Source organism: Nonomuraea cavernae, from assembly GCF_040655715.1.
Taxonomy (GTDB): Bacteria; Actinomycetota; Actinomycetes; order Streptosporangiales; family Streptosporangiaceae; genus Nonomuraea; species Nonomuraea cavernae_A.
On sequence record NZ_JBFAKL010000036.1, the window covers coordinates 24,502 to 48,541 of the forward strand.

Here is a 24,040-nt window from a genome sequence, read left to right on the forward strand (position 1 = left end):
TGTCCTTCTCCGTTTCAGCGGGCAGGTTCCAACAGGCGTACCAGACTCGCAGCCATTGGTCACGGTTAGGTTGAGATCCTACGTACTCTCTCTGTGAATCTCCTGCAAACGGCAAAACCTACATTAACTTCTCATCAGCCCTTTTTCTTGGACAATGTCGCGTACACCACGATGTTGTCGGTATAGCTGTGGGCCTTCTTGTTGTAGATGCCACCGCAGGTGATGAGCCGGATCTGCGAGCTGTCGGTGTTGCCGTAGACCCTGCTGGTCGGGAAGGTCGACTTGCTGACCTGCTCGATCCCGCTCACCGTGAAGCGGGTGACCTTCTTGTCCGACCGGTAGACGTAGATGTGGTCGCCCTTGGCCAGCTCGCGGAGACGGCTGAACACGGCCGCGCCCTTGCGCGTGCTGACATGCCCGTTGATCACCGACGGGCCCAGCTCACCGGGCAGCGGCGAGTAGCGGTACCAGCCCGTGCGGTTCGGCTTGCTCAGGGGCGGAGTGGTCAGATTGCCCTTCTTGTCGAGCGTGACCGCCCCGATGACCGCGTTGACCTTGAGCTTGGGGATCTTGATCCGGGTCGGCGTGACCTTCTTGGCCTTGACCCCCGCCGCCTTCTTGGGCGCCGGGATCGGGGCCACGAGCGGCTCCGCGGCCAGCGGGGGCGGCGCGTCCAGGCGGGCCGGGGTCAGCGGGGTGTTCTTGCCGCCCGGACCGACCGTCGGCGGGAGGACGAACGCGCCCGCGTTCTGGATCTGGACGGTGCTCGGCGCGGGCTGCGCGGCCGGGCCGGGGCCCGAGCCGTCGTCGACGGCGGGGGCCAGCGACAGCAGCCCCACCATGATGGCGCCCACGCCGCCCAGCGAACCGGCGATCAGCAGGGCCGGCATGGCCCTGTTCGTCGGCGACTTCTGCTCGGTCATCGGTTCGCTCCTCCCGCGTGTGCGGCACGCCGCCGCCGTAGCAGCAGCCCGCCGGTGGCACTGCCCATCAGGAGCAGCGACCCGCCCGCTATCAGCCCGTACGACCCACTCTCCGGCCTCTCGGGCGCCTCACCCGTGTCCACCCCGCCCTTGGGCGTCTTGACCACCTGCGGCTTGACGGTCTTGGTCACCGTGGTCGTCGGCGTCGCCGACGGGCTGACGGTCGTCACTCCCCCGATCACCACGCCGACGTGGTCGCCGATGGGCTGGCCCTGCGAGGTCGTCGGCGTGGCACTCCCGCTGGTCGTGGGCGTGCCGCTGGGAGTGCTGGTCGGGTCGTCGGTGGGGTCGTCGGTGGGGTCGTCAGTGACGGTGGGAGTGCCCGAGGGCGTCGGCGAGCTCGCGCCTCCCACGGTGATCTCGACCGCGCCCGGGTTGTTGGTGATCACGCAGGTGGACCTGTGCTCCGTCGGCGGGTCGATCATCTCGCGCGTGTGCAGCTTGAAGGCGTCCAGGTGGACCGGCTTGCCGTCGTCGATGCTCCTGATCCGGAGCGTGTGCTGCCCGTAGGACAGGTCCTTGCGCTCCCAGAGGGAGATGTTGCCCTTGGTCGCGTTGGTGGGGTTGCCGTTGCCGTCCTTCGTCGGGTCCACGATGGCCGAGTCGTCGTGGCCGTCGACCCCGTCGATGATCACCCGCACCCGGCCCACATCGGGCATCTCCCGCCCGATGTACTCGAACCCGGTGCCCCGGAAACGGATGATCGCTTCGTCCGTGCGCGTGGTGGTGGTGTGGACGTCGCGCAGCCAGTCGCCGTACTCGGGGCGGGTGGCCGTGTCGTGAGTCCACGCGTTGCGGTAGATCACGCGGGGGTCGTCGTTGTTGACGACGATCTCTCCCGCGGGCGGGACGAAGTCGACGGTCATCGCCTGCGGCCTGAGCTTGATGACCCCGGTCTCGGTCATGTGCGCCTCGGAGGACATGCCCTCGGGCGACGTGAGGGGCTGGTTGGGCTTGAGCGCCCCCTGGTCCTCGCTGCCGTGCGCCTCAAGAGTGCCGTTCCACGCCCCGTCGAGCTTGACGTTGCCGATCAGCGAGACCTTGGCGCCCTCGGCGTAGTAGTCGGGCGACTTGAACCTGGGCGCGTTGACGTGCTCGATCGCCCAGCCCAGCTTGAGCATGCCGCCCTGCTGCACCGTGGTCGGGATCTGCACCCGGGCCCTCAGCTTGACCTCAGCCGATCCGGCGACGCCGCCTGTGCAGCTGTAGTCGACTACGAGGCTGAACGTGTCCGCTCTCGCGGGAATCGCCACCAAAGCGGCCGACGCCGCCGCTCCGACCGATGCGGCGATCAACGCCTTGCGCCACCGTTTCACCGGACACTCCGCTCACACCTAGACCGAAGGTAGATCTTAGAGCCAGCGAGTCCGGCAATCAGAGCGCCTCATGACACTTGTGATGAACCCGTGTCCCCCTGCGACCCGTACTGGAAACCGGGTATACCTCGCAGTAACCGAATCGTATTCTGTCGTCCATCACACCCCTGCTTGGAGGCGACCGATGGAGCGAGACCTCTTCGACGAGGAGCACCTGCTCTTCCGTGAGACCGTGCGCGAGTTCATGGCCCGTGAGGTCGTGCCCCACCACGGCGGCTGGGAGAAGGACGGCGTGGTCCCCCGCGAGGTCTGGAAGAAGGCCGGCGAGATCGGCATGTTCGGATTCTCCGTCCCCGAAGAGTACGGCGGAGCGGGCATCACGGACTTCAGGTACAACGCGGTGATCGCCGAGGAGATCATCCGGAACGGCGCCTCCGGCCTCGGCTTCACGCTGCACAACGACGTCATGGCCCCGTACCTCGTCGAGCTGACCGACGAGGAGCAGAAGCAGCGCTGGCTGCCCGGGTTCGTCAGCGGCGAGCTCATCACCGCGATCGCGATGACCGAGCCGGGCGCCGGGAGCGACCTGCAGGGCATCCGGGCCACAGCGGTCCGCGAGGGCGACCACTACGTGGTCAACGGGCAGAAGACGTTCATCACCAACGGCATCAACGCCGACCTGGTCGTGGTGGTGGCCAAGACCGACCCGGACGCCGGGGCACGGGGCACCACGCTGCTGGTCGTCGAGCGCGGGATGGAGGGGTTCGGCCGAGGCCGCAACCTCGACAAGATCGGGATGAAGGCACAGGACACGGCCGAGCTGTTCTTCCAGAACGTCCGGGTGCCGGTGGCCAACCGGCTCGGCCCGAACGACGGCGAAGGCTTCTTCCAGCTGATGCGCAACCTGCCCCAGGAACGCCTGACGATCGCGGTGGCGGCGGTGGCCGCGGCCGAGACCGTGCTGGAGCAGACCATCGAATACTGCAGGACCCGCCAGGCGTTCGGACGCAGCATCGGATCCTTCCAGAACACCCGGTTCGTCCTCGCGGAGCTGGCCACCGAGACCGAGATCGCCCGCCACTACGTGGACAAGTGCATCCGGGCGCTCAACGCCGGCACGCTGACCGTGGTCGACGCGGCCAAGGCCAAGTGGTGGACCACCGAGCTGCAGACCAAGGTCATCGACCGCTGCCTCCAACTGCACGGCGGCTATGGCTACATGATGGAGTATCCGGTCGCCAAGGCCTGGATCGACAGCCGCGTCCAGACGATCTACGGCGGCACCACCGAGATCATGAAGGAGATCATCGGCCGGTCCTTCGGCTTCTGAGAGCGCGCGGGCCGCGACCTGGCGACGCATACTGGTCAGATGGACGGCGGCCTGATTCTCCTTGTTTTCCTGGCCTTGTTGTTCGCCTGGGGCCTCAATCGCGTGCGCCGTGCGCTACGACTGGGGCCCGTGGGTTACGCCGGGGTGGTGATCGTCTTCGTCATCGTGATGCTGCTCATCTATGGCCAGCAGTACGCCTAGCCCCCAGACCGGCTAACCGGCGCTGGCCTCCAGCAGCACCTTCGCGACCAGCTCGGGGTCGTCGCTCATCGGCACGTGGCCGCAGCCCTTGAGCAGCTTGACCCGCTGCCCCGACCACTTGGCGGCCCGTACGGCCTGACGGCGCAGGAGCAGCCGGTCGCGCTCTCCCCAGGCGATCGTGATGGGCGCCTTCGGCGGCGCGGGCGGCATCATGCCGGCGAACGACTCCAGCGTCTCGTCGAACCCCGCTGAGGCGCCGAGCGCCTGCGTGGCCGCCACCAGCGCGGTCGGCGGGAGCCGGGACGGGTGGGCGACCAGCAGCGCGGAGGACAGCGCCCGGCCGATCGGGTTCTCGGCGACCTTGATGGCCTGCTCGGGCGGCATCGACGTGGCGGAGGCGCGCACCCCGCGCAGCACCGTCTGGCAGTAGAGCAGCTCCGGACGCGACCAGAAACCCGCGGGCGACAGCGCGGTGGCGGTGCGGACGACCCCGCGCGAGGCCAGCTCCAGCGCGATGTAGCCGCCGAGTGAGTTGCCCGCCACATGCGGCTCGCGCACCCCGAGCAGCGCGCAGAACGACTCGACCGCGTCGGCCAGGGTCTCCGCGGTGTAGGGGGTGCCGTGCGGCAACCCCGGCGAGACGCCGAAACCGGGCAGATCAAGGGCGATCACCGTCCGCGAGGCGGCGAGCCGGTCGAGGACCGGGAGCCACGCCTGCCAGTGATGCCCGATGCCGTGGATGAGGATCAGCGGCGCGCCGGCGCCACGCCGTTCAAAGGCCAGGTCCATGGCGACGAGTGAATCACTAACGACTGCGCGTGGGAATCTCGAACCAGACGGCTTTGCCTTCCCTGGTGGGTCGCGAGCCCCAGCGCCGGGCGAGCTGATCGACCAGGTAGAGGCCGCGGCCCCCCTCGTCGTTCTCGCCCGCGCTGCGGATGCGCGGCAGGCGGAGGTCCTGGTCGAACACCTCGACCCAGACCGACTCCTCGCCCCTGCGCAGCCTCAGCGTGAACTCCTTGTCGCCCACCACCTCGTCCTCGAAGCCGGGCACGTCCCAGGACTCCTCGAACGGCAGCGGCGGCCCTCCGACGACCAGCTCCCTGCGCGGCACGCTCGCGCTCGCGGCGTGCAGCACCACGTTGGTGACGACCTCGGAGACGAGCAGACAGGCCAGCTCGGCCCGCTCCTCGGGCACATTCCAGCTGGAGAAGGCCTCGGACGCCATCCGGCGGGCCTCACCGACCATGATCGGCTGGGCGGGGAAGGTGCGCTCCTCGACGTCGAGGTCGGCCTGGGTGGAGCGGACCACCAGGATCGCCATGTCGTCGTCGATCTCGCCGGGCACCGCGACCGTGGCGGCTTCGGCCACCCGCTCGACCTCGGCGTCGGCCACCTTGGCCAGCTTCTCGCGCAGCACCGCGAGCGTCTCGGCGTCGCTGGGCATCCGGCCGTCGCGGCTGGGACGCCGGTCGACCAGGCCGTCGGTGTAGAGGAGCAGCGCCGCGCCCGGCGGGAGGGTCCGTGTCTCCTCCTTGTAGACCAGATCGGCGTGCAGGCCCTTGGCCCGCACGCCGAGCGGCTGGCCGACCTCCTCGATCTCCAGCTCCACGCACTTGCCGTCGACCAGCAGCAGCGGCGGGGCGTGACCGGCGTTGGCGAAGGACAGCTGCCGCGACCAGGCGTCGTAGACGAGGTACTGGCAGGTCACGATGGGCGGGATGCTGACGTCGGCGCCGCTGTCGTCCTTCTCGGGAATGGCGATGATGCGGGTCCACTCGTCGAGCCTGGCCAGGATGTCGGCGGGTGACTTGTCGTCCTGGGCGAAGGCCCGCAGCGCGGCCCGGAGCTGGCCCATGATGGCCGCGGCCTTGGCGCCTCTGCCCTCGACGTCGCCGATGACGATGCCGACCCGGCCGGCCGAGAGCGGGATCACGTCGTACCAGTCGCCGCCGACCTGGGTCTGGATGCCCTGACCGTGGGAGGCGAGCGGCGCCGCCGGGTAGTAGCGGACCGCGATGTCGAGGCCGTCGAGCTGCGGCAACGCCCGGGGCAGCAGGTGCTTCTGAAACGACTCGGCGGTGTGCCGCTCCTCCTCGAACAGCAGCGCGTTGTCGATGGCGAGCGCGACCCGGGTGGCGATGGCGCCGACGAAGTCGCGGTCGAACGCGTCGTAGTGAGGGCTGCGCCGGTCGGTGAGGTTGGACAGCCCGAGGTACATCTGGCCGAGCGTCTCGCCTCGCACGCAGAGCGGGGCCACGATGGCCGAGGTCATGCCGACCTCGCCGCACAGCTTGGCGCCGCTCTCGGAGGGGCTGGGGTAGTTGCTGGTGGCGAAGTCCTCGACCAGGATCGTCTCCTGGCGGCGCATCGCGGTGTTGGCGTAGTGGGCGGGCGGGTAGCGGATCTCCGCGCCGACCGGCTTCCACGTGCCGGGCGGAGGCGCCCAGCCTTGTACGTGCTGCGACACCCGCCGGACCAGCCGGTCGCCCTCCATCAACTCGATGAAGCAGTGGTCGGCGAACTGCGGGACGAGCATCTCGGCGACGCGCTTGAGCGTCTCCTCGACGTAGAGGGAGCCGGCGAGCCGCTCGCCGATGCGTTCGAGCAGGCCGAAGCGGTCCTTCTCGCGCTCGTTGCTGCGCAGCGCCTCGCGGGCGGTGATGACGATGCCGGTCACCGAGCCGGAGGGGTGGCGCAGCGGCACGGCCTGGGCGCGCACGTAGACGATGGTGCCGTCGCCGCGGCGCACGTCGAAGGTGCCCTCCCAGACACCGCCCTTCAGCACGTGCTTGGCCAACTCGACGGCGAGCGGGTGGTCCTTCTCCATGATCCCGAGAGACAGCACCGTCGTCTCCCGGGACGGCGTCTTGCCGGCACGACCGAACAGCTTCTCCGCGAAAGGATTCCAATAGAGCAGGTTGCTGAAGCGGTCCGTCACGACGACGGCCATCTCCGCATGATCAAGCACGGAGGCGGCGGTCAGATGATCAGCCGCGTCCTGTGACAGATCCCCCCAGCGCTTCATCCGGAGACCACTCCTAGGGGAGGCATGTGCGCAAAGCGAACCACGGGCGCTCCTGCAACAGTCTTGACCGGCGGGGAGTTGGGGGTCTCCCTGGAGGGATTCAACCAAGCAGCAGTGCGGGCGTCACCGCTTGGAGACGAAAACGTGCGCGGCGACATCCCGCGGAAGCTCCGCAGGAGTGTCCTTTGCGTCTCCGTCACCTGTCACCCGCACACCGTCGTCGCTCGCCGCGAGCGTGACCTCGCGTCCGGGTTGTATCCCAACTTGCTTGAGTTTAAGCATCACGGCGGGGTCGCTTTGCACTTGTTCGCTAATTCGTCGCACCACCACAGGGATGTCACGGGGCCCGGCAAGGTCGGACATGGACATCAGCACGCCGGTGCCACCCTCACCCGCCTCCGCCACGCCCAGCTCGGCCAGCCCGGGAATGGGGTTGCCGTGCGGGCAGACCGTGGGGTTGTTGAGCAACATCACCAGCCTCGCCTCCACGGACTCCGACATCACGTGCTCCCACCGGCAGGCCTCGATGTGCACCTCCTCCCAGGGCAATCCGACGACGTCGATCAGCAGGCACTCCGCGAGCCGATGCTTGCGCATGACGCGGGTGGCGAGGGTGCGTCCGAGGTCGGTCATCGACAGGTGCCGATCACCTTCGACCCGGACCAGGCCGTCGCGCTCCATGCGGGCCACAGTCTGGCTCACGGTGGGGCCGCTCTGCTGAAGCCGCTCGGCGATGCGCGCGCGAAGAGGGATGATGCCCTCCTCCTCGAGCTCGTAAATCGTACGGAGGTACATCTCCGTCGTGTCGATCAGGCCGTGTGCGGTCAAGGCTCCTCCCAACTCAAATGCTACGCCGCTGGTGGCAAGGACTGAGCCCGTCCGCCTCGGGCACAGGGGTCACCCGAGACCCTACTTGTGAGAAGGACCCACGATGGCACCGGACGGGAACAACGCGCTCGCCTGAGCCCCCTGCCGGTACGGCTCAGCCCGACCGATAATCCCTGAACCGGGTGACGGACAACCCCACGGCCAGCACGACCGCCGCGCACGCGAGACCGCCGCCGACCCAGGCCCCGGTCACGCCGAACGCCACGGCCGAGGCGCCGGCCCGCAGGTCGCCCAGCCGCGGGCCGCCGGCCACGACCACCATGAAGGCGCCCTGCAGCCGCCCGCGCATCTCGTCGGGCGCGTACAGCTGCAGGATGGACTGCCGCCACACCGAGGACACCACGTCGGCCGCGCCGCCCACCGCCATGAACGCCACCACCAGCCACAACGCGTGGGCGAGCCCCGCCGCCGCCACCGCGAGCCCCCAGACGGCGATGACGACGACCAGCGCGAGCCCCTGCCGTCTGACCCGGCCGACCCAGCCGGAGAACACCGCGCCGGCGACCGAGCCGATCGCCATGGCGGAGTTCAGCCAGCCGAGCGCGATCGGGGAGCCGCCGAAGCGCTCGTCGGCCAGCTCGGGGAACAGGGCCCTGGGCATGGCGAGCACCATCGCGATGATGTCGACGACGAACGACATCAGCAGCACCGGGCTGCCCAGGATGAACCTCAGGCCGTCGAACACCGCCCTGGCGCCCGGCCTGGTGACCTCGCCGAGCGGCGGCAGGGCGGGCAGCCGCAGCGCGGCGTACAGGCTGGCGCTGAAGAGCAGGGCGTCGACCGCGTAGGCCGCCGCGAAGCCGGCGACGGCCAGCACGACGCCGCCGATCATCGGGCCGACGACCGCGCCCATGCTGAAGACCAGCGAGTTGAGGGCGTTGGCGGCCGGCACCAGCTCCTGGCTCAGCAGCCTGGGGATGATCGCGCCCCGGGTGGGCGAGGTGATCGCGAAGCCGGTGGCGCCCAGCGCGACCGCGCCGAGCAGCACGTACACGTTGTTCAGGCCGAGCAGGGCCTGCACCAGGATGAACAGGGTGCTCGCCCAGGCGATGAGCGAGCCGACGATCAGCAGCCGGCGGCGGTCGACCGCGTCGGCGATCGCGCCACCCCACAGCCCGAACACGACCAGCGGGATCAGGTTGGCCAGGCCCAGCATGCCGACCCAGAGGGAGGAGTGGGTGAGCTCCCAGACCTGCTGGCTGACGGCGATGACGGTCACGGCCAGGCCGGCGTGCGAGACGGCCTGGCCGAACCAGAGCCGGCGGTAGGCGGGGACGGCCAAGGGCCGGGTGTCTACAAGGTGCCGTTTGACCAGTTCCGCTAAATGCACCTAGGCAGATTAGGGGGCGAGTCTCTCCAGGGCCCAACCGGAGTTCAGCCGCCGGTAGCGGAGCCGGTCGTGCATCCGGTCGAGCTGTCCCTGCCAGAACTCCAGCTCGGACGGCACGACCCGGAACCCTCCCCAGAAGTCGGGCATCGGCGGCTCCTCCGGCCAGCGGGCGGCCAGTTCCTCGTAGCGGGCGTCGAGCTCCTCGCGCGAGCTCACCACCTCGGACTGGCGCGACGCCCAGGCCCCGATCCGCGATCCGTACGGCCTGGAGTGGTAGTAGTCGGCCGACTCCTCGCGCGCGAGCGCCTCCACCGAGCCCTCGACGCGCACCTGGCGGCGGATCGGATGCCACGGGAACAACAGCGAGGCGTACGGGTTCGCGGTCAGGTCGCGGCCCTTGCGCGAGGCGTAGTTCGTGTAGAAGACGAAGCCGCGCTCGTCGTAGCCCTTGAGCAGGACGGTCCTCGCGCTGGGGCGTCCCTGCGCCGAGGCGGTGGCCAGCACCATGGCGTTGGGCTCCGTCAGCCCGGCGGACAGGGCCTCCTCGAACCACACGGTGAACTGCGTGATGGGGTCGGTCGCCATGCCGGACTCGAGCAGAGGCTGACCTTCGTAGGTGCGGCGCAGCCCTGCCAGGGAGGGCGGCCGAGAGGATGTATCCACGAGAGGGTATTGTGTCGCGCTTAGTGGCAGATCCCACGCAACGCCTCCTACCAGCGGTTATGCCGTTCGACCGGGTCCGGAGACCGAGCACGAACTGGCAGGGGGTTAAATTGACCCGCCGGTATCTCGACATCAAGGCATTGCCGGAACATGGCAAGAAAGGGAGGCGGCCAGACATGTCCGACTTCAAACCCGGCCTCGAAGGTGTTGTGGCTTTCGAGACCGAGATCGCGGAACCGGACAAGGAAGGGGGCGCCCTGCGGTACCGGGGCGTCGACATCGAGGAGCTGGTCGGTCGCGTCCCCTTCGGGCACGTGTGGGGCTTGCTGGTCGACAACAAGTTCCAGCCGGGCCTCCCCCCGGCAGAGCCGTACCCCATTCCTGTCCACTCCGGTGACATCCGGGTAGACGTGCAGAGCGCGCTCGCCATGCTGGCTCCGGCCTACGGCTTCCAGGCGCTGCACGACATCACCGACGAGGAGGCCCGCGACCAGCTCGCGCGCGCCTCGGTGATGGCGCTGTCGTTCGTGGCGCAGTCGGCACGTGGCCTCGGCCTGCCGATGGTGCCCCAGAGCCGCGTCGACGAGGCCAGCACCATCGTCGAGCGTTTCATGATCCGCTGGCGCGGTGAGCCTGATCCCAAGCACGTCAAGGCCATCGACGCCTACTGGACCTCCGCCGCCGAGCACGGCATGAACGCCTCGACGTTCACCGCCCGCGTCATCGCCTCCACCGGCGCCGACGTGGCCGCGGCGCTCTCGGGCGCGGTCGGCGCCATGTCCGGCCCGCTGCACGGCGGCGCCCCGGCCCGCGTCCTGCACATGATCGAGGGCGTCGAGCAGATGGGCGACGCCAAGAAGTACGTGCGGAGCGAGCTCGACAAGGGCCAGCGCCTGATGGGCTTCGGCCACCGCGTCTACCGTGCCGAGGACCCGCGTGCCCGGGTGCTCCGCCGCACCGCCAAGGAGCTCGACGCGCCTCGCTACGAGGTGGCGGCGGCACTGGAGCAGGCGGCGCTCGAGGAGCTGTCCGCGCGCAAGCCCGACCGCGTGCTGGCCACCAACGTCGAGTACTGGGCCGCCGTGGTCCTGGACTTCGCCGAGGTGCCCTCGCACATGTTCACCTCGATGTTCACCTGCGCCCGCACGGCCGGTTGGGCCGCGCACATCCTGGAGCAGAAGCGCACTGGCCGGCTCGTCCGTCCCAGCGCCGACTACATCGGCCCGGCCTCGCGGCCGCTGTCCGACGTGCCCGGCGCCGCCGAGGTCGCCGGCACCGTCTGAATCCCCGCCTGACTTCGACCCCGCGAACGGCCCGCCGACCACCGGCGGGCCGTTTCGTTACGTTGGGGCGGTAGCGGGACGTTGGGCCGGTAACGGGCTCTTCCATCCGGAGCGAAATCAGGAAAGTTTCACGCCACGCGTCTCACAATCCGGACTTGGTCCAAGGCATCAGCGGCACGTCAGTACCCTGGTCAGGTGGCTGACATCGTGATTCCCGCTGACATCAAGCCCGCCGACGGCCGCTTCGGCTGCGGGCCCTCGAAGGTCCGTCCCGAGCAACTGGCCGCGCTCGCCGCCTCCGGCGCGAGCCTCATGGGCACCTCCCACCGCCAGAAGCCGGTCAAGAACCTGGTCGGCCGGGTGCGTTCCGGGCTCGCCGACCTGTTCTCGCTGCCTGAGGGCTATCAGGTCGTCCTGGGCAACGGCGGCACGACCGCGTTCTGGGACATCGCCGCCTTCGGGCTCATCCGCGACAGGTCGCAGCACCTGTCCTTCGGGGAGTTCTCCTCGAAGTTCGCCACCGTCGCCAAGAAGGCGCCGTGGCTGGGCGAGCCCACGGTGATCGCCTCCGAGGTCGGCACCCACCCCACCGCGGTGGCCGAGGACGGCGTCGACGTCTACGCGCTCACCCACAACGAGACCTCGACCGGCGTCGCGATGCCGATCACGCGGGTGGGCTCCGACGACGCGCTGGTGCTCGTCGACGCCACCTCCGGAGCGGGCGGCCTGCCCGTCTCCGTGGCGGAGACCGACGTCTACTACTTCGCGCCGCAGAAGAGCTTCGCCTCCGACGGCGGCCTGTGGATCGCGCTCATGTCGCCGCGCGCCCTGGCCAGGGTCGAGGAGATCGCCGCGTCGGGCCGCTACGTGCCCGAGTTCTTCAGCCTGCCGGTCGCGGTCGACAACTCCGCCAAGGACCAGACCTACAACACCCCGGCCGTGGCGACGCTGTTCCTGCTGGCCGACCAGCTCGACTGGATGAACGGCAACGGCGGCCTGGCCTGGACCACCGCCCGCACCGCCGACTCCGCCCAGCGCCTCTACACCTGGGCCGACAAGACGTCCTACACCACGCCGTTCGCGGCGCCCGAGTTCCGGTCCCAGGTGGTCGGCACGATCGACTTCGCGGACGAGGTCGACGCGGCGGCCGTGGCCAAGGTGCTGCGCGCCAACGGCATCGTCGACACCGAGCCCTACCGCAAGCTCGGCCGCAACCAGCTGCGCATCGCGATGTTCCCGGCGATCGACCCGGCCGACGTCGAGGCGCTGACGGTGTGCGTCGACTACGTGGTCGAGCGCCTCTGACGCGTCCCGCGTGACAGCTTGTCGAGGAGGGTGCCGCGTCGTCTTCCTCGACGCGCCGCGCGAGGAAGGCCCCTGGCAGCCCGCCAGGGGCGGCGTACGGCGCCTCCAGCACCAGGGCCGCGCCCACCACGGCAGCGGGGCCGGTGTGCGGCGCCTCGCACCGCTGGTGGCTCAGTAGGCGGAATAGGGGCTTTCGGGCCGCTTGCGCCGCAGGAACCAGGCGGCGATGACCCCGCCGATCAGCCCGAACAGGTGGCCCTGCCACGAGATGCCCTGCTGGTTGGGCAACAGGCCCCACAGGATCGAGTAGTAGGCGATCGCCACCCCGATGGCGAGCACGATGTCGAGGACGCGACGGTCGAACAGGCCACGGGCCACGACGAAGCCGAAGTAGCCGAACACCAGCCCGCTGGCCCCGACCGTGATCACACCGGGGCTGGTGAACCAGGTGCCGAAGCCGCCGATGACGATGATGACCGCGCTGGCCGCCAGGAACTTGCCGACGCCGCGGAGCGCGGCCAGGAAGCCGAGGATGAGCAGCGGCAGCGAGTTGGCCATCAGGTGGCCGAAGCCGACGTGCAGGAACGGCGCGAAGACGATGCCGACGAGCCCGTCAGGGTCCCAGCCGACGATGCCGAACTGGTGGTCGAGGGTGCCGTTGAGCAGGTAGTCGACGATCTCGACGCCCCACATGACGCCCAGCACGCCGATCATGATGACGAGCGCGCTCGCGGCTCCCGTCAGGAGGGTGCCCGCGCCGCGCTTGGCCGACTCGAACGCGGACCTCGAATAGTCGCTCATGCGCTCCTCCTGCTAGACCGTCCTCTCTTTTACCGTACGGGCCGCAAGTCATGCATGCGTAAAAGAATCCCCCTCCCCGGCAGGGAGGGGGCGTGGCAGGGCTACTCGCCCTTCCATTGGGGGGCGCGCTTTTCGGCGAAGGCCGCCGCGCCCTCCATGGCGTCCTTCGTCCCGAACACCGGGTTGACGATGGCGCCCTGCTTGCTGAACATCTCCTCCAGGGACCAGTCCTGGGACTCGATGATCACCTTCTTGGTGGCGGCGACCGCCAGCGGCGCGTTGGCCGCGATCTTGCGGGCCAGCTCGACCGCTCCGTCCAGCGCCGCGCCCGGCTCGGTGATCCGGTTGACCAGGCCCAGCTCGTACAGCCGGGCGGCCGAGTAGTGGTCGCCGGTCAGGGCGATCTCCATGGCGACGTGGTAGGGGATGCGGCGCGGCAGGCGCATGATGCCGCCCGCGCCGGCCACCAGGCCCCGCTTGGGCTCGGGCAGGCCGAACCTGGACTCCGACGACGCCACGATGACGTCGCAGGCCAGAGCCAGCTCGAACCCGCCCGCCAGGGCGTAGCCCTCGATGGCCGCCACCAGCGGTTTCTTGGCCGGCGCCTCGGTCAGGCCGCCGAAGCCGCGCCCTTCGACGATGGGCACGTCACCGGTCAGGAACCCCTTGAGGTCCATGCCCGCGCAGAACGTGCCGCCCGCGCCGGTCAGGACGTAGGCGGAGACCTCGGGGCGGGCGTCGAGCGCGTCGACCGCTTCGGCGATGCCTCGCGCCACCGCCCCGTTGACGGCGTTGCGCGCCTTGGGACGGTTGATCGTGATGACGGCGACGCCATCGGACTCTTCGACGAGCACTTCGTCAGACACGAAACCTCACTTGGGCTGGAAGCGGATGCCACCGTCGAAGCGGATGACTTCGCCGTTCATGTAGTCGTTCTCCACCAGGGAGCGCACCAGGTGCGCGAACTCGTCGGCCCGGCCCATGCGCTTGGGGAACACCACGGGCGCCACCAGCTTGGCCTTGAAGTCGTCGGCGTTGGCCGAGAAGCCGTAGATAGGCGTGTCGATGATGCCGGGGCAGATCGTGTTGACCCGCACGCCGATCGCCGCCAGGTCGCGGGCAGCGGGCAGCGTCATGCCCACGATGCCGCCCTTGGAGGCGGAGTAGGCCAGCTGGCCCGTCTGCCCTTCGAGGGCGGCCACGGAGGCGGTGTTGACGACCACGCCCCGCTGCCCGTCGGCGTCGACCGGCTCGGTCTTGGAGATCGCGGCCGCGCCGATGCGCATGAGGTTGAACGTGCCGATCAGGTTGACCTCGATGACCTTGCGGTAGGAGGCCGGGTTGTGCGGGGAACCGTCACGGTTGACCGTGCGCTCGGCCCAGCCGATGCCCGCGCTGTTGACGACCACGCGCAGCGGCTTGCCGGTGGCGACGGCGGCGTCCACGGCCGCCTGCACCTGCTCGTCGTCCGACACGTCGGTCTTGGCGAAGACCCCGCCGAGCTCGTCGGCGACGGCCTTGCCGCGCTCCTCGTTGAGATCGGCGATGACCACTGTCGCGCCCTGTCGCGCGAGCTCACGGGCGGTGGCCTCACCAAGGCCGCTGGCACCGCCGGAGATTATTGCTGCAGATCCGTTCACGTCCATAACCGGGACCCTAACCCGCGTACCGAATGAAGTTCTACTCGGGGGCGGTTAAATCTCACCCACGGCGCTGTCGACATCGGAGTAGACCTTTATCCGCCGATCGAGCCCCGTCGTGCGCAGGATGCGGGCCACGGGCGCCTGCGGAGCGGCCAGCGAGACCCCGCCGCCCTCGCCGGTGGCCAGCCGCCAGGCCTCGATCAGCACGGACAGGCCGCTGGAATCCATGAACGACAGTTGCTGGAGGTCGAGGACGAGCCGGGCGCCGTCCTGCTTGATGGCGTCTCGGACCTCGTCGCGGAGGAACGGGGCGGTGAACAGATCGAGCTCGCCCTCAACGGCCACCACCACGGCGTCACCCAGGGCATGTCGCGCAAGCCGCAGCTTCATTGGCCCCTCCTCGATGAGCCACTGTACTTCGACATCCCCGGATACCGGGCATGCACAACTACGATCAGTCGCATGCGGGAGGACGAGTCGGATACGGGAGTGCGCCTTCCGTCCATCCCGTTGAGCCCGCTGCGAGCGGTGTTGCGCCGGATGGCGATCGCGGCGGCGATCGTGGCCGCCATGTTCGCGCTGGTGGCGATGGATCTGGACGGCTACCGCGACACCGCCGACGGCAAGGTGTCGCTGCTCGACGCGCTCTACTACGTCACGGTGTCGATCTCCACCACGGGTTACGGTGACATCACCCCGGTCAGCGCCGAGGCCAGGATCGTCAACATCGTGGCCGTCACCCCGTTGCGCATCGCGTTCCTCGTCGTCCTCGTGGGCACCACCCTTGAGGTTCTCACCAGGCGCACCCGTGACGCCATCAGGATCGAACGCTGGAGGGCCAGGTTGCACGATCACACGGTGATCATCGGCTACGGCACCAAGGGCCGTGCGGCGATCCGCACGCTGCTGGAGAACGAGCGGACCCCCGACTCGATCGTGGTGGTCGACCCCCAGCCGGCGATGATCGACGAGGCCACGGCCGACGGGTTCGTCGGGGTCGTCGGCGACGGCACCCGCAGTCACGTGCTCAACCGCGCCCGGATCGGCACCGCCAGGGAGGTCATCGTCGCCACCCAGCGCGACGACACCTCGGCGCTGGTGACGCTCACGGCCCGCAGCCTCAACCCCACCGCGACGATCGTGGCCGCCGTCCGGGAGGCCGAGAACGACCCGCTGGTACGGCAGAGCGGCGCCGACGTGGTGATCACCTCGTCCGAGGCCGCGGGCCGGATGCTCGGCGTGGCCACCCAGAGCCCGGCGGTCAGCACCCTGATCGAGGACTTCCTCGCCTACGGCAAGGGGCTCGACCTGCTCGAGCGCGCGGTGGCGCCCGAGGAGGTCGGCAAGTCGCCGACCGCGTGCGACGAGATCGTGGTGGCCGTGGTCAGGGGCCGCGAGGTCATGACCTACGCCGACCCGCGCGTCTCAACGCTCCTGGCCGGCGACCGGCTCGTGGTCATCCACGTTCCGCCGCCGGAATAGCGAAGCCGTACGGCAGCTCCAGGCGGTGGGCGGCGAGCAGCTCGGCGTCGGCCAGCAGGTCGCGGGTGGGCCCGTCGGCGGCGATCACACCGTCCGACAGGATGAGCGAGCGGTCGCAGAGCTCCAGCGCGTACGGCAGGTCGTGGGTGACCATGAGCACGGTGACGTCGAGCGAGCGCAGGATCTCGGCCAGCTCCCGGCGGGCGGCCGGGTCGAGGTTGGACGACGGCTCGTCCAGCACCAGGATCTCGGGCGCCATCGCCAGCACGGTCGCCACGGCCACCCTGCGGCGCTGGCCGTACGACAGGTGGTGGGGCGGCCGGTCGATGGCGTCGAGCATGCCGACCCGGTCGAGAGCCTCCTTGACGACGCGTTCCAGCTCCTCGCCGGCGAGGCCCGAGTTGGCCGGGCCGAAGGCGACGTCGTCCCTGACCGTGGGCATGAAGAGCTGGTCGTCGGGATCCTGGAAGACCAGGCCGACGCGCTGCCTGATCTCCTTGAGCGTGTCCTTGCGCACGGGAGTGCCGGCCACGGCGACCGTGCCGTGCCCGGCGGAGAGGATGCCGTTGAGGTGCATGACCAGCGTGGTCTTGCCGGCGCCGTTGGGGCCGAGCAGCGCGACCCGCTCTCCCCTGCCGATCGTGAAGTCGACGCCGAACAGGGCCTGGGTCCCGTCGGGGTAGGCGTAGGCGAGCCGGCTTACTTCGAGAGAGTTCACAGCGACAGTCCCAACACCGCTAGAGCGAGGATCGGCAGGGCGAGCGCGGCTCCCCACTGCTTAGCAGATGCCGAAATTTCGCCGATTATCGGCATCTGGCCCGAATAGCCGCGGCTCAGCATCGCCAGATGCACCCTCTCACCCCGCTCGTACGAGCGGATGAACAGGGCACCGGCCGACCGGGCGATCACCGGGATGTGCCGGAAATTTCGTGCTTCGAACCCCCGGGACTCCCGGGCCACCTTCATCCGCCGCATCTCGTCCAGGATCACGTCCAGATAGCGGAGCATGAACATGGCGATCTGCACCAGCAGGCTCGGCAGCCGGAGCCGCTGGGCGCCGAGCAGAATGACGCGCGGCTCGGTCGTGGCGGCCAGCAGGATGGAGGCGACCACGCCGAGGGTCGCCTTGGCCAGGATGTTCCACGCCGCCCAGAGCCCTTCGACGCTCAGCGAGAGCCCGAGCACCGTGGTGCGCTCCCCCATCCCGATGACGGGGATGAGGAAGGCGAACAGCACGAAGGGCAGCTCGATCACCATCCGCCGCAGGACGTAGGGCAGGGGCACCCTGGCGAGCAGCGCGACCGCCACCAGCATCACGGCGTAGACCGCGAACGCCCAGAACCGCTCCCTCGGCGTGGCGACGACCACGAGGGCGAAGGAGAAGACGGCGAGCAGCTTGCACTGCGGCGGCAGCCGGTGCACGGCCGAATCACCCGGCAGATAGAGCTGATGCCGATGCCCCGCGCCCACCATTCACCGTCTCTCGTTCACGTGCTCAGACCTTGACCCTGTCGCGGCCGCGCGCGGCGTAAACCACGGCTCCGGCGATGAGCAGCACCAGGCCCACGCCGAGGATCCCCGCGACGCCCACCGGGATGCCGCCCACGTCACCGTAGTCGGCCAGCGCCCATGACCCGAACAGGTGGTCGGTGGCCTGGCCGAGGAAGCCCTTCTCCTCGGCGACCGATTCGAGCCCGTCGGGGCTGGAGGAGGCGAAGAAGGACACCACACCGGCCAGCACCGCCGTCACGCCGAGGCCACCCAGCAGGAACGGCCTGATCCCGCCGCCCGTGGCCACCGGCTGCTCGGGCTGCACCGTCGTGGTGCCCTCGGCGCCCCGCAGCACCAGCGGTGCGGCCAGCCCGCGCGCGCCGTACACCAGGTCGGGCCGGACGGCCAGCACCGCGCCCACGGTGAGCGCGGTGATCACGGCCTCGCCGACGCCGATCAGCACGTGCACCCCGCCCATCGCGGCGGCCACCGCGGACACCTCGATCGGCGCGGTGCCGCCGATCCAGAACAGCAGCGTGAACGCCAGCGCGGAGGCGGGCACCGAGACCAGCGCGGCGAGGAACGCGGCCACCGTGATGGCGCCCTTGCCTCTGGCCACGCGACTGACGAGCAGGAAGACGCCCCAGCCGACCAGCACGGTGACGACGCCCATGATCGTGACATTGACGCCCAGCGCCGTCAGCCCGCCGTCGGCGAAGAACACGCCCTGCACGAGCAGGACCACGGCCATGCACAGGACACCTGTGTATGGCCCGACGAGTATCGCGGCCAGCGCGCCTCCGAGCAGGTGGCCGCTGGTGCCCGCGGCGACCGGGAAGTTGAGCATCTGGACGGCGAAGATGAACGCGGCGACGAGACCCGCCATGGGCGCGGTGCGGTCGTCGAGCTCGCGCTTGGCGCCGCGCAGGCACACCGCGACACCGGCGGCCGCGACCGCTCCGGCCGAGATGGACACGGCCGCGTTGAAGAAGCCATCGGGTACGTGCACGACATCCTCCGAAAGAGGCGAGAAGAACAGGGCCTACTTTAGGACATCGCCTTGCAGTTGCACATAGATGGCAATTAGCGAAGGAACCTTCTCACCAGGGCACGAGCCGTGATCTTCCGCACAACGGCACTCAATCTCCCCTTGCCCTGGGTGACGTACGGCCGCACGCTCCTGAGCAGGGCCGCCGTCCGCAACCGGCACGGACCGGTGACCGTCTCCGCGTCGGCCGCGATCCTGAACCTCGCCGGCGGCCCGCCCAGCTCCAGCTCCAGATAGGCGTCCCAGGTGCCGGGCGCTAACCTGCCCACCGCGGGCCGGGCCGCGAAACCGCCGCCCGGCAGGGCCACCACCGGCTCGGCGTGCTCGCTGCCCGTGTGCCGCTCGCGCCAGACCACCCGGCGCACGGCCGCCGCCTCGGGAGCCGCCCCGGCGACCGTGACCTCGCCGTCCATCGCCAGCCGGTGGCCGAGCGACCACCTGGTCCTGGTCAGCCGCGCGTTGCCGGGCACCGCCCGCAGGTGCCCGCCGACGTCGATGCTGAGGTTGCCGTTGTCCCTGGTGAAGTACGGCATGGTGATGAGTCCGTCGATGAGCCGGGGCGCGGGCCGGACCACGTCGTCGTCACGGTCGGCGCCCAGCCGGCCGGACCTGACGACGCCCTCCAGCTCGATCGCGACCCGCAGGTCCCAGATCCCGGAGTCGAGCGCGCCCACGTCGACCAGGGCGGTGAACTCGTCGCCGTCGTAGCCGGCGGGCACCACCACCTCGGCCGCCGGCTCGCGCCGGGCCCGCAGCACCACGGAGATGCCGTGGTGCACGCGCATGCCGTCGAGCGCGGCCGTGCCGGAGACCACCAGCCGGTCGGCCTCCCAGCGCAGCCCGGTGAGGCGGCGGCGCACGGCGGCGTTCTCGATGCGGGCCAGCCGCGCCAGCCGGTCGACATCGCCGAGGGCCGCCAGCCGCTCCCGGTCGGTGCGGCCCAGCCGCTCGTAGACACCCGGGGTCAGCCACTCGTCGCAGAGCACGGCCACGCCTTCGGCGATGTCCTTGCGCCGCACCTCGTCGGCCGCCAGGAACGGGGCGCCGAGCTGGGCCAGCGCGTCGAGCCGGAAGTGCCGGACGAGCAGGTGGTCGCGCAGCGGCCCGGGCGCGATGTGCTCGGTCATCAGCCGGATCGGGCCCCTGATCATCGCCAGCCAGTCGACCGGGTCCCTGCTGGCGGGCTGCTGCATGATGCTGCTGCCGTCGGGCCGGTCGACCAGGTGATAGCAGTCGTAGTCGGCGACGACGGAGATGACGCCGGCGTGACAGTAGGCGTGCACGGTGAAGTGGAGGTCCTCGCCGACGAGCATGCCCTCGGCGAACCTGATGCGATGCCGTTCGAGCAGGTCGCGGCGGTAGAGCTTGAAGCAGCACAGGCTGTTGTAGACGGCGCTGTCGGCTAAGCCGGCCCGCTCGGTGTCGCGCGTGAACATCGAGACCGGGGCCCGGCGGCCGTGGCCGGCGATCCGGCCGAGCACGATGTCGGAGCCGTTGCGGTCGGCCATGGCGACCATCCGCTCCAGGGCTTCGGCGCCGAGGTAGTCGTCGGCGTCGCAGAAGAAGACGTAGCGCCCGGTGGCGTGCTGGAGGCCGACGTTGCGCGGCCGTCCGGCGCCTCTGCCCGCGAGGCCGTCGAGGTGGACCACCTTGACGGCCTCGCGGTGATAGGAGGCATAGAGCTCCAGCAGCTCGGCGGTGCCGTCCGTGGACCCGTCGTCGACGACCACGATCTCCTTGCGCACCCGCTGGACGAGCGCCGAGGTAAGGCATCGGTCCAGGTAGGGGCGGGCGTTGCGAGCCGGGATGACGACGCTGACATCCACCGCCCCTTCGCCGTTGCCCGATGTCGTCACTGTCACAGCCGTGCCCCTCAGCCGTTACGATTCGCTTCCGACTCGTTTCAGTATGTGACCAACGCCGGTTCTCGGGGGGTCGATCGCCGGTCTTCGTCCTCCGCATTTCCCGTCCCGGACGATTCGCCGTGAAGCACAGATCAGCGCAGGTAAATCCGCCAAATACCACAATTAGTGACCAGCGAATCACCTGCGGGGACGGTGTTTTCCCACCCGGAGTGGAGAACTTTCTCCACCGGGAGGGGTGCCTTACCCTCCGGGATCGCAGGTGATCCATTGGGGGCCCCGGCGCGTCTACGCTTAGGCAACCTTGACCGGGGAGGTGGCGGAATTGGGACCTGATCTGCGTAGCCGGATGGCGTCCGGCTCGGCCGTGCACACTGCCGAGTTCATCGTCTCCTCAGCGCGGCTGGGAGAGCTCCACGAGTGCTCGGCGCTGCTTCGCCGTACAAGGGTGCGGGCGGAGGAGATCGTGGACGAGGCGCGGGCACTGCTCGCCGAGGCCGAGCAGGAGGGCGATCCCGTACGGATCCTCATGCTCACCTCCCAGCTCGACGAGGCACGCCAGGCGTACCGCAAGGTGCTCAACGCCTACGTGACGATCTGCCGCAAGATCAACGAGGAACGGCAGGAGATCATCCAGGCCCAGATGGAACGCGAGCGGGTCACTCGCTTGTCAGGCGTGGCCTGACGTTCTGCGCACCCGCGACGTCAGCTGGGAGCGCATCGGCGCCTCCCTCGGCATGACGCGCCAGTCGGCCTGGGAACGCTTCAGGTAATGAACTCCTCCAGCGACGGTAAACCGATGTGACTCATGGGGCGTCCTATGACCAGGGAGGCCCACCATGCGCGTCCTAGACGGCCTCGCGGTGTCCGATCTCGAAGCGATCCAGCTGGAGCTGGTCCTGATCGTGGCCCTGCACGAAGAGGCGGAGCGGCTCGCCGCTGAATGAAACGGGCTCCAGCTCCCCGGCCGCACTCCGGGGAGCTGGAGCAGGGGGACCGGCCCCGGTCACGCTCTGCCCCTGGCCCGGAAGGCCGCCGTCTTGACCCGGTTCTGGCAGGTCGTGGAGCAGAACCGGCGGGTGCCGTTGCGTGAGACGTCCACGTACACGCGGTCGCAGTGTGGCGCCGTGCACACGCCGAGGCGGTCGCCGAACTCACTGCCCAGCACCATCGCGAGCCCGGTGGCACAGCTCGCCGCCCAGTCGCCGGCCATGGTGCCGCCGGGCCCGTGGAAGTGCAGATGCCAGGGCTCGCCGTCGTGCCGTTCGAGCATGGGCCGGGCATGGGTCTCCTCCAGCAGGTCGTTGACCTGCTGAGCGGCCGCGTCGAGGTCGCCCCGCGCGACCGCCTCGAAGACGGCGCGGAGCCGGGCCGCGGTCGCGGCGAGCTCGCCGGCCTCCGCCTCGGTGACTTCGCGATGGCTCGGGTAGACGGCGCGCAGGGCGCTGTTGGCGACCGCGGCGCGCTCGCCGCTCGGTGGGACGGCCCGGCCATGCCCCTCGCCTGGGGTCAGCGCGTTGACCAGCTCCACCGCCACCCGCACGACCAGATCCGTGTGACTGTTGAAGTTCAATTGACCGGTTACACCTTTGTGTTCTAGCTTGTGACTGTTGCAAGCTTAAACGACAGTTACAAGGAGACGATTGTGCTCACCCACGATGCCGCACTCGACTGGATCGCGCGCTGGGACCGCCAGCAGGAGGGTTACCTGCCCGACCGCGAGGAGCGCTTCACCGCGCTGATCGACGCGGTCGAGGCCCTTGACCGCCCCGATCCGCTGGTCATCGACCTCGGCTGCGGCCCCGGATCGCTCTCCGCCCGACTGCTCGACCGGCTGCCCAAGGCCACCGTCATCTCGGTCGACGCCGACCCGCTGCTGCTCGGGCTCGGGCGGGCCGCCTACCCTCGGCTCACGTTCGTCTCCGCCGACCTGCGCAGCCCCGGCTGGTCACGGTCGCTCGGCCTGGACCGGCCCGCCGACGCCGCGGTGAGCACCACGGCGCTGCACTGGATCTCCGAGCAGGACCTCCGGCCGATGTACGCCGAACTGGCCGGTGTCCTACGCCCCGGCGGTCTGCTGCTCAACGGCGACCACCTCGACACCGACGACACCACCCCGGCCATCGCCCGCCTCGAACTCGCCGTACACGACCGGGAGACCGAGCGCAGGTTCGCCGGTGACCGCCCCGAGGACTGGCGCCAGTGGTGGGACGCGATCGCCGCCGACCCCGCCTTCGCCGGCCTCCACGCCGAGCGCGCCACCGCGGGCGCCGATCACCACGGCTCCGAGTCGCGCCTGCTGTCCACCCACGTCGACGCCCTCCGCGAGTCGGGGTTCCGCGAAACCGGCACCCTGTGGCAGCGCGGTAACAACCGCCTGCTGTGCGCCATCCGCGACTGATCGGGACGTTTACCCCGCCCCACCCTCACACGCTCCCCAAGCCGCCGCCAAGAATCGGCCCCGGCACGCGCGCCCGAGGTGAGGCCGGCCACCAGGGTCACTACAAGCAAGGTGCATGAACAACAAAAATCTCATGCCCGCGCTTACCCGGGTGGTCGGCGCCATCGTGCTCACCTCCTGCGCCGTCCCCGGCTTCGGATCCGGCGCCGCCTACGCCCAGACGCAGGGCCCCGTGTGCGCGGGCGCGGCGCCGCAGCCGGCGTCCTCCGTGTCCGACCATGACCACGACCGTGACCGTGACCGTGGCCGTGGCCCGAACCAGGACCGGGGCCGTGACCACGACCATGACCGTGGCCCGAACCAGGACCATGGCCATGACCACGACCATGGCCGGGACCAGGGCCGTGGCCCGAACCAGGATCGTGACCATGACCACGACCAGGACCGGGGCCGTGACTGGGACCACGACCGTGGCCGGGACCAGAACCGGGACCGGGACCACGATCACGACCGTTCGGGCCCCGACTCCAAGAAGATCGCCGCCTGGCAGGCGGCGGAGCGTACCTGCGTCCGCGCCTTCAGGCAGGACAGGACCGCGCAGGGACGTGACTGCTACAAGCGCTACCAGTCCTTCACGATGGCCCACGGCGGCGCGAAGACCCAAGGGACCCCCTGGAGCCAGATGACGCCGGAGCAGAAGAAAGCCGCCCGGCAGGCGACGGTGAAGCGGTTCAAGGACTTCCAGCTGAAGTGCTGCCCGGACGCGCAGTTCCCCGGCGTCTGAACCGGCTGACCACACCCACCGGCGCGGCCCGGCTCTCCGGGCCGTGCACCCATCGGCCAGGCTGACATGCGAAACGCCCTCCGGGAGGATCTCCCGGAGGGCGTTTCGATTGGTAGCGGGGGCAGGATTTGAACCTACGACCTCTGGGTTATGAGCCCAGCGAGCTACCGAACTGCTCCACCCCGCGTCGCTGAGATAAGA

General features: G+C 69.7%; 24 protein-coding genes and 1 tRNA gene. 8 read left to right on the forward strand and 17 right to left on the reverse strand.

Going from position 1 to position 24,040, the window contains the following annotated elements; genetic code table 11:
* Positions 1-134: 134 nt before the first annotated feature.
* A complete protein-coding gene (locus tag AB0I38_RS35850) occupies positions 135-923 on the reverse strand; it encodes a class F sortase (RefSeq protein ID WP_358491968.1) in 789 nt (262 codons plus the stop codon).
* Positions 920-2,299 (reverse strand): hypothetical protein, encoded by a 1,380-nt coding sequence (locus AB0I38_RS35855; RefSeq protein ID WP_358491972.1) that lies wholly within the window; start codon positions 2,297-2,299, stop codon positions 920-922. Before AB0I38_RS35855 ends, AB0I38_RS35850 begins: the two co-directional genes overlap by 4 nt.
* Before the next feature lie 184 nt (positions 2,300-2,483).
* Between AB0I38_RS35855 and AB0I38_RS35860 the strand changes: the two genes are divergently transcribed.
* Together AB0I38_RS35860 and AB0I38_RS35865 are read left to right on the forward strand one after the other, a co-directional pair.
* Complete coding sequence (locus AB0I38_RS35860; protein WP_358491977.1) at positions 2,484-3,629, forward strand: acyl-CoA dehydrogenase family protein; 1,146 nt, start codon at positions 2,484-2,486, stop codon at positions 3,627-3,629.
* 39 nt (positions 3,630-3,668) lie between these two features.
* Complete coding sequence (locus tag AB0I38_RS35865) at positions 3,669-3,830, forward strand: hypothetical protein (RefSeq protein WP_358491981.1); 162 nt, start codon at positions 3,669-3,671, stop codon at positions 3,828-3,830.
* 12 nt (positions 3,831-3,842) lie between these two features.
* Here AB0I38_RS35865 and AB0I38_RS35870 read toward each other — a convergent pair whose 3' ends face one another.
* From AB0I38_RS35870 to pdxH, 5 genes are all read right to left on the reverse strand, one after another.
* Positions 3,843-4,619: an alpha/beta fold hydrolase gene (locus AB0I38_RS35870; RefSeq protein WP_358491985.1), complete on the reverse strand. Its 777-nt coding sequence runs from the start codon at positions 4,617-4,619 to the stop codon at positions 3,843-3,845.
* Between the two features lie 16 nt (positions 4,620-4,635).
* Positions 4,636-6,858: an ATP-binding SpoIIE family protein phosphatase gene (locus AB0I38_RS35875; RefSeq protein WP_358491989.1), complete on the reverse strand. Its 2,223-nt coding sequence runs from the start codon at positions 6,856-6,858 to the stop codon at positions 4,636-4,638.
* Between the two features lie 123 nt (positions 6,859-6,981).
* The gene (locus AB0I38_RS35880; protein WP_358491992.1) at positions 6,982-7,686 is read right to left on the reverse strand and encodes a metal-dependent transcriptional regulator; all 705 of its coding nucleotides are present in this window, start codon (positions 7,684-7,686) and stop codon (positions 6,982-6,984) included.
* Between the two features lie 154 nt (positions 7,687-7,840).
* Complete coding sequence (locus tag AB0I38_RS35885) at positions 7,841-9,076, reverse strand: MFS transporter (protein ID WP_358491999.1); 1,236 nt, start codon at positions 9,074-9,076, stop codon at positions 7,841-7,843.
* A 9-nt stretch (positions 9,077-9,085) separates the two neighbouring features.
* Positions 9,086-9,739: a pyridoxamine 5'-phosphate oxidase gene (gene pdxH / locus AB0I38_RS35890; RefSeq protein ID WP_358492004.1), complete on the reverse strand. Its 654-nt coding sequence runs from the start codon at positions 9,737-9,739 to the stop codon at positions 9,086-9,088.
* A 176-nt stretch (positions 9,740-9,915) separates the two neighbouring features.
* On the opposite strand from pdxH, the gene AB0I38_RS35895 reads away from it, so the two are divergent.
* On the forward strand, positions 9,916-11,022 hold the full coding sequence (locus AB0I38_RS35895; protein WP_358492008.1) for a citrate synthase 2: 1,107 nt from the start codon (positions 9,916-9,918) through the stop codon (positions 11,020-11,022).
* Positions 11,023-11,217: 195 nt separating this feature from the next.
* Positions 11,218-12,327 (forward strand): phosphoserine transaminase, encoded by a 1,110-nt coding sequence (gene serC, locus AB0I38_RS35900; RefSeq protein WP_358492013.1) that lies wholly within the window; start codon positions 11,218-11,220, stop codon positions 12,325-12,327.
* 171 nt (positions 12,328-12,498) lie between these two features.
* Here serC and AB0I38_RS35905 read toward each other — a convergent pair whose 3' ends face one another.
* The 4 genes from AB0I38_RS35905 to AB0I38_RS35920 all read right to left on the reverse strand — a co-directional run bounded on the left by AB0I38_RS35905 (position 12,499) and on the right by AB0I38_RS35920 (position 15,161).
* Positions 12,499-13,128 carry a rhomboid family intramembrane serine protease gene (locus AB0I38_RS35905; RefSeq protein WP_358492019.1) on the reverse strand — a complete coding sequence of 210 codons (630 nt, stop codon included), beginning with the start codon at positions 13,126-13,128 and terminating at the stop codon, positions 12,499-12,501.
* 101 nt (positions 13,129-13,229) lie between these two features.
* A complete protein-coding gene (locus tag AB0I38_RS35910; RefSeq protein WP_358492022.1) occupies positions 13,230-13,994 on the reverse strand; it encodes a crotonase/enoyl-CoA hydratase family protein in 765 nt (254 codons plus the stop codon).
* 6 nt (positions 13,995-14,000) lie between these two features.
* Entirely contained in the window at positions 14,001-14,774 is a 774-nt protein-coding gene (locus AB0I38_RS35915; RefSeq protein WP_358492025.1) for an SDR family NAD(P)-dependent oxidoreductase, read from the reverse strand.
* A 48-nt stretch (positions 14,775-14,822) separates the two neighbouring features.
* On the reverse strand, positions 14,823-15,161 hold the full coding sequence (locus AB0I38_RS35920) for an STAS domain-containing protein (RefSeq protein WP_090946873.1): 339 nt from the start codon (positions 15,159-15,161) through the stop codon (positions 14,823-14,825).
* A gap of 72 nt (positions 15,162-15,233) precedes the next feature.
* Here AB0I38_RS35920 and AB0I38_RS35925 point away from each other — a divergent pair, with 72 nt between their 5' ends.
* Positions 15,234-16,253 (forward strand): potassium channel family protein, encoded by a 1,020-nt coding sequence (locus AB0I38_RS35925; protein ID WP_358492032.1) that lies wholly within the window; start codon positions 15,234-15,236, stop codon positions 16,251-16,253.
* Here the strand turns inward: AB0I38_RS35925 and AB0I38_RS35930 are convergent.
* The 4 genes from AB0I38_RS35930 to AB0I38_RS35945 form a co-directional block, all read right to left on the reverse strand.
* Complete coding sequence (locus AB0I38_RS35930; protein WP_358492037.1) at positions 16,228-16,971, reverse strand: energy-coupling factor ABC transporter ATP-binding protein; 744 nt, start codon at positions 16,969-16,971, stop codon at positions 16,228-16,230. The two genes, AB0I38_RS35925 and AB0I38_RS35930, sit on opposite strands and share 26 nt — an antisense overlap.
* Complete coding sequence (gene cbiQ, locus AB0I38_RS35935) at positions 16,968-17,726, reverse strand: cobalt ECF transporter T component CbiQ (protein ID WP_358492041.1); 759 nt, start codon at positions 17,724-17,726, stop codon at positions 16,968-16,970. The genes AB0I38_RS35930 and cbiQ overlap by 4 nt, the downstream gene beginning before the upstream one ends.
* 22 nt (positions 17,727-17,748) lie before the next feature.
* A complete protein-coding gene (locus AB0I38_RS35940; protein WP_358492049.1) occupies positions 17,749-18,753 on the reverse strand; it encodes an energy-coupling factor ABC transporter permease in 1,005 nt (334 codons plus the stop codon).
* A 74-nt stretch (positions 18,754-18,827) separates the two neighbouring features.
* Positions 18,828-20,654, reverse strand: coding sequence for a glycosyltransferase family 2 protein (locus AB0I38_RS35945; RefSeq protein WP_358492055.1), 1,827 nt, complete (start codon positions 20,652-20,654; stop codon positions 18,828-18,830).
* Positions 20,655-20,979: 325 nt separating this feature from the next.
* Here AB0I38_RS35945 and AB0I38_RS35950 point away from each other — a divergent pair, with 325 nt between their 5' ends.
* The gene (locus AB0I38_RS35950; RefSeq protein ID WP_358492058.1) at positions 20,980-21,339 is read left to right on the forward strand and encodes a hypothetical protein; all 360 of its coding nucleotides are present in this window, start codon (positions 20,980-20,982) and stop codon (positions 21,337-21,339) included.
* 321 nt (positions 21,340-21,660) lie between these two features.
* On the opposite strand, the gene AB0I38_RS35955 is transcribed toward AB0I38_RS35950, so the two are convergent.
* A complete protein-coding gene (locus AB0I38_RS35955; RefSeq protein ID WP_358492062.1) occupies positions 21,661-22,227 on the reverse strand; it encodes a CGNR zinc finger domain-containing protein in 567 nt (188 codons plus the stop codon).
* A gap of 72 nt (positions 22,228-22,299) precedes the next feature.
* On the opposite strand from AB0I38_RS35955, the gene AB0I38_RS35960 reads away from it, so the two are divergent.
* Together AB0I38_RS35960 and AB0I38_RS35965 are read left to right on the forward strand one after the other, a co-directional pair.
* A complete protein-coding gene (locus AB0I38_RS35960) occupies positions 22,300-23,055 on the forward strand; it encodes a class I SAM-dependent methyltransferase (RefSeq protein WP_358492068.1) in 756 nt (251 codons plus the stop codon).
* 133 nt (positions 23,056-23,188) lie between these two features.
* Positions 23,189-23,839, forward strand: a complete 651-nt coding sequence (locus AB0I38_RS35965; protein ID WP_358492073.1) for a hypothetical protein — start codon at positions 23,189-23,191, stop codon at positions 23,837-23,839.
* Positions 23,840-23,949: 110 nt separating this feature from the next.
* Here the strand turns inward: AB0I38_RS35965 and AB0I38_RS35970 are convergent.
* A tRNA-Met gene (locus AB0I38_RS35970) sits at positions 23,950-24,026 on the reverse strand.
* Positions 24,027-24,040: the final 14 nt, after the last annotated feature.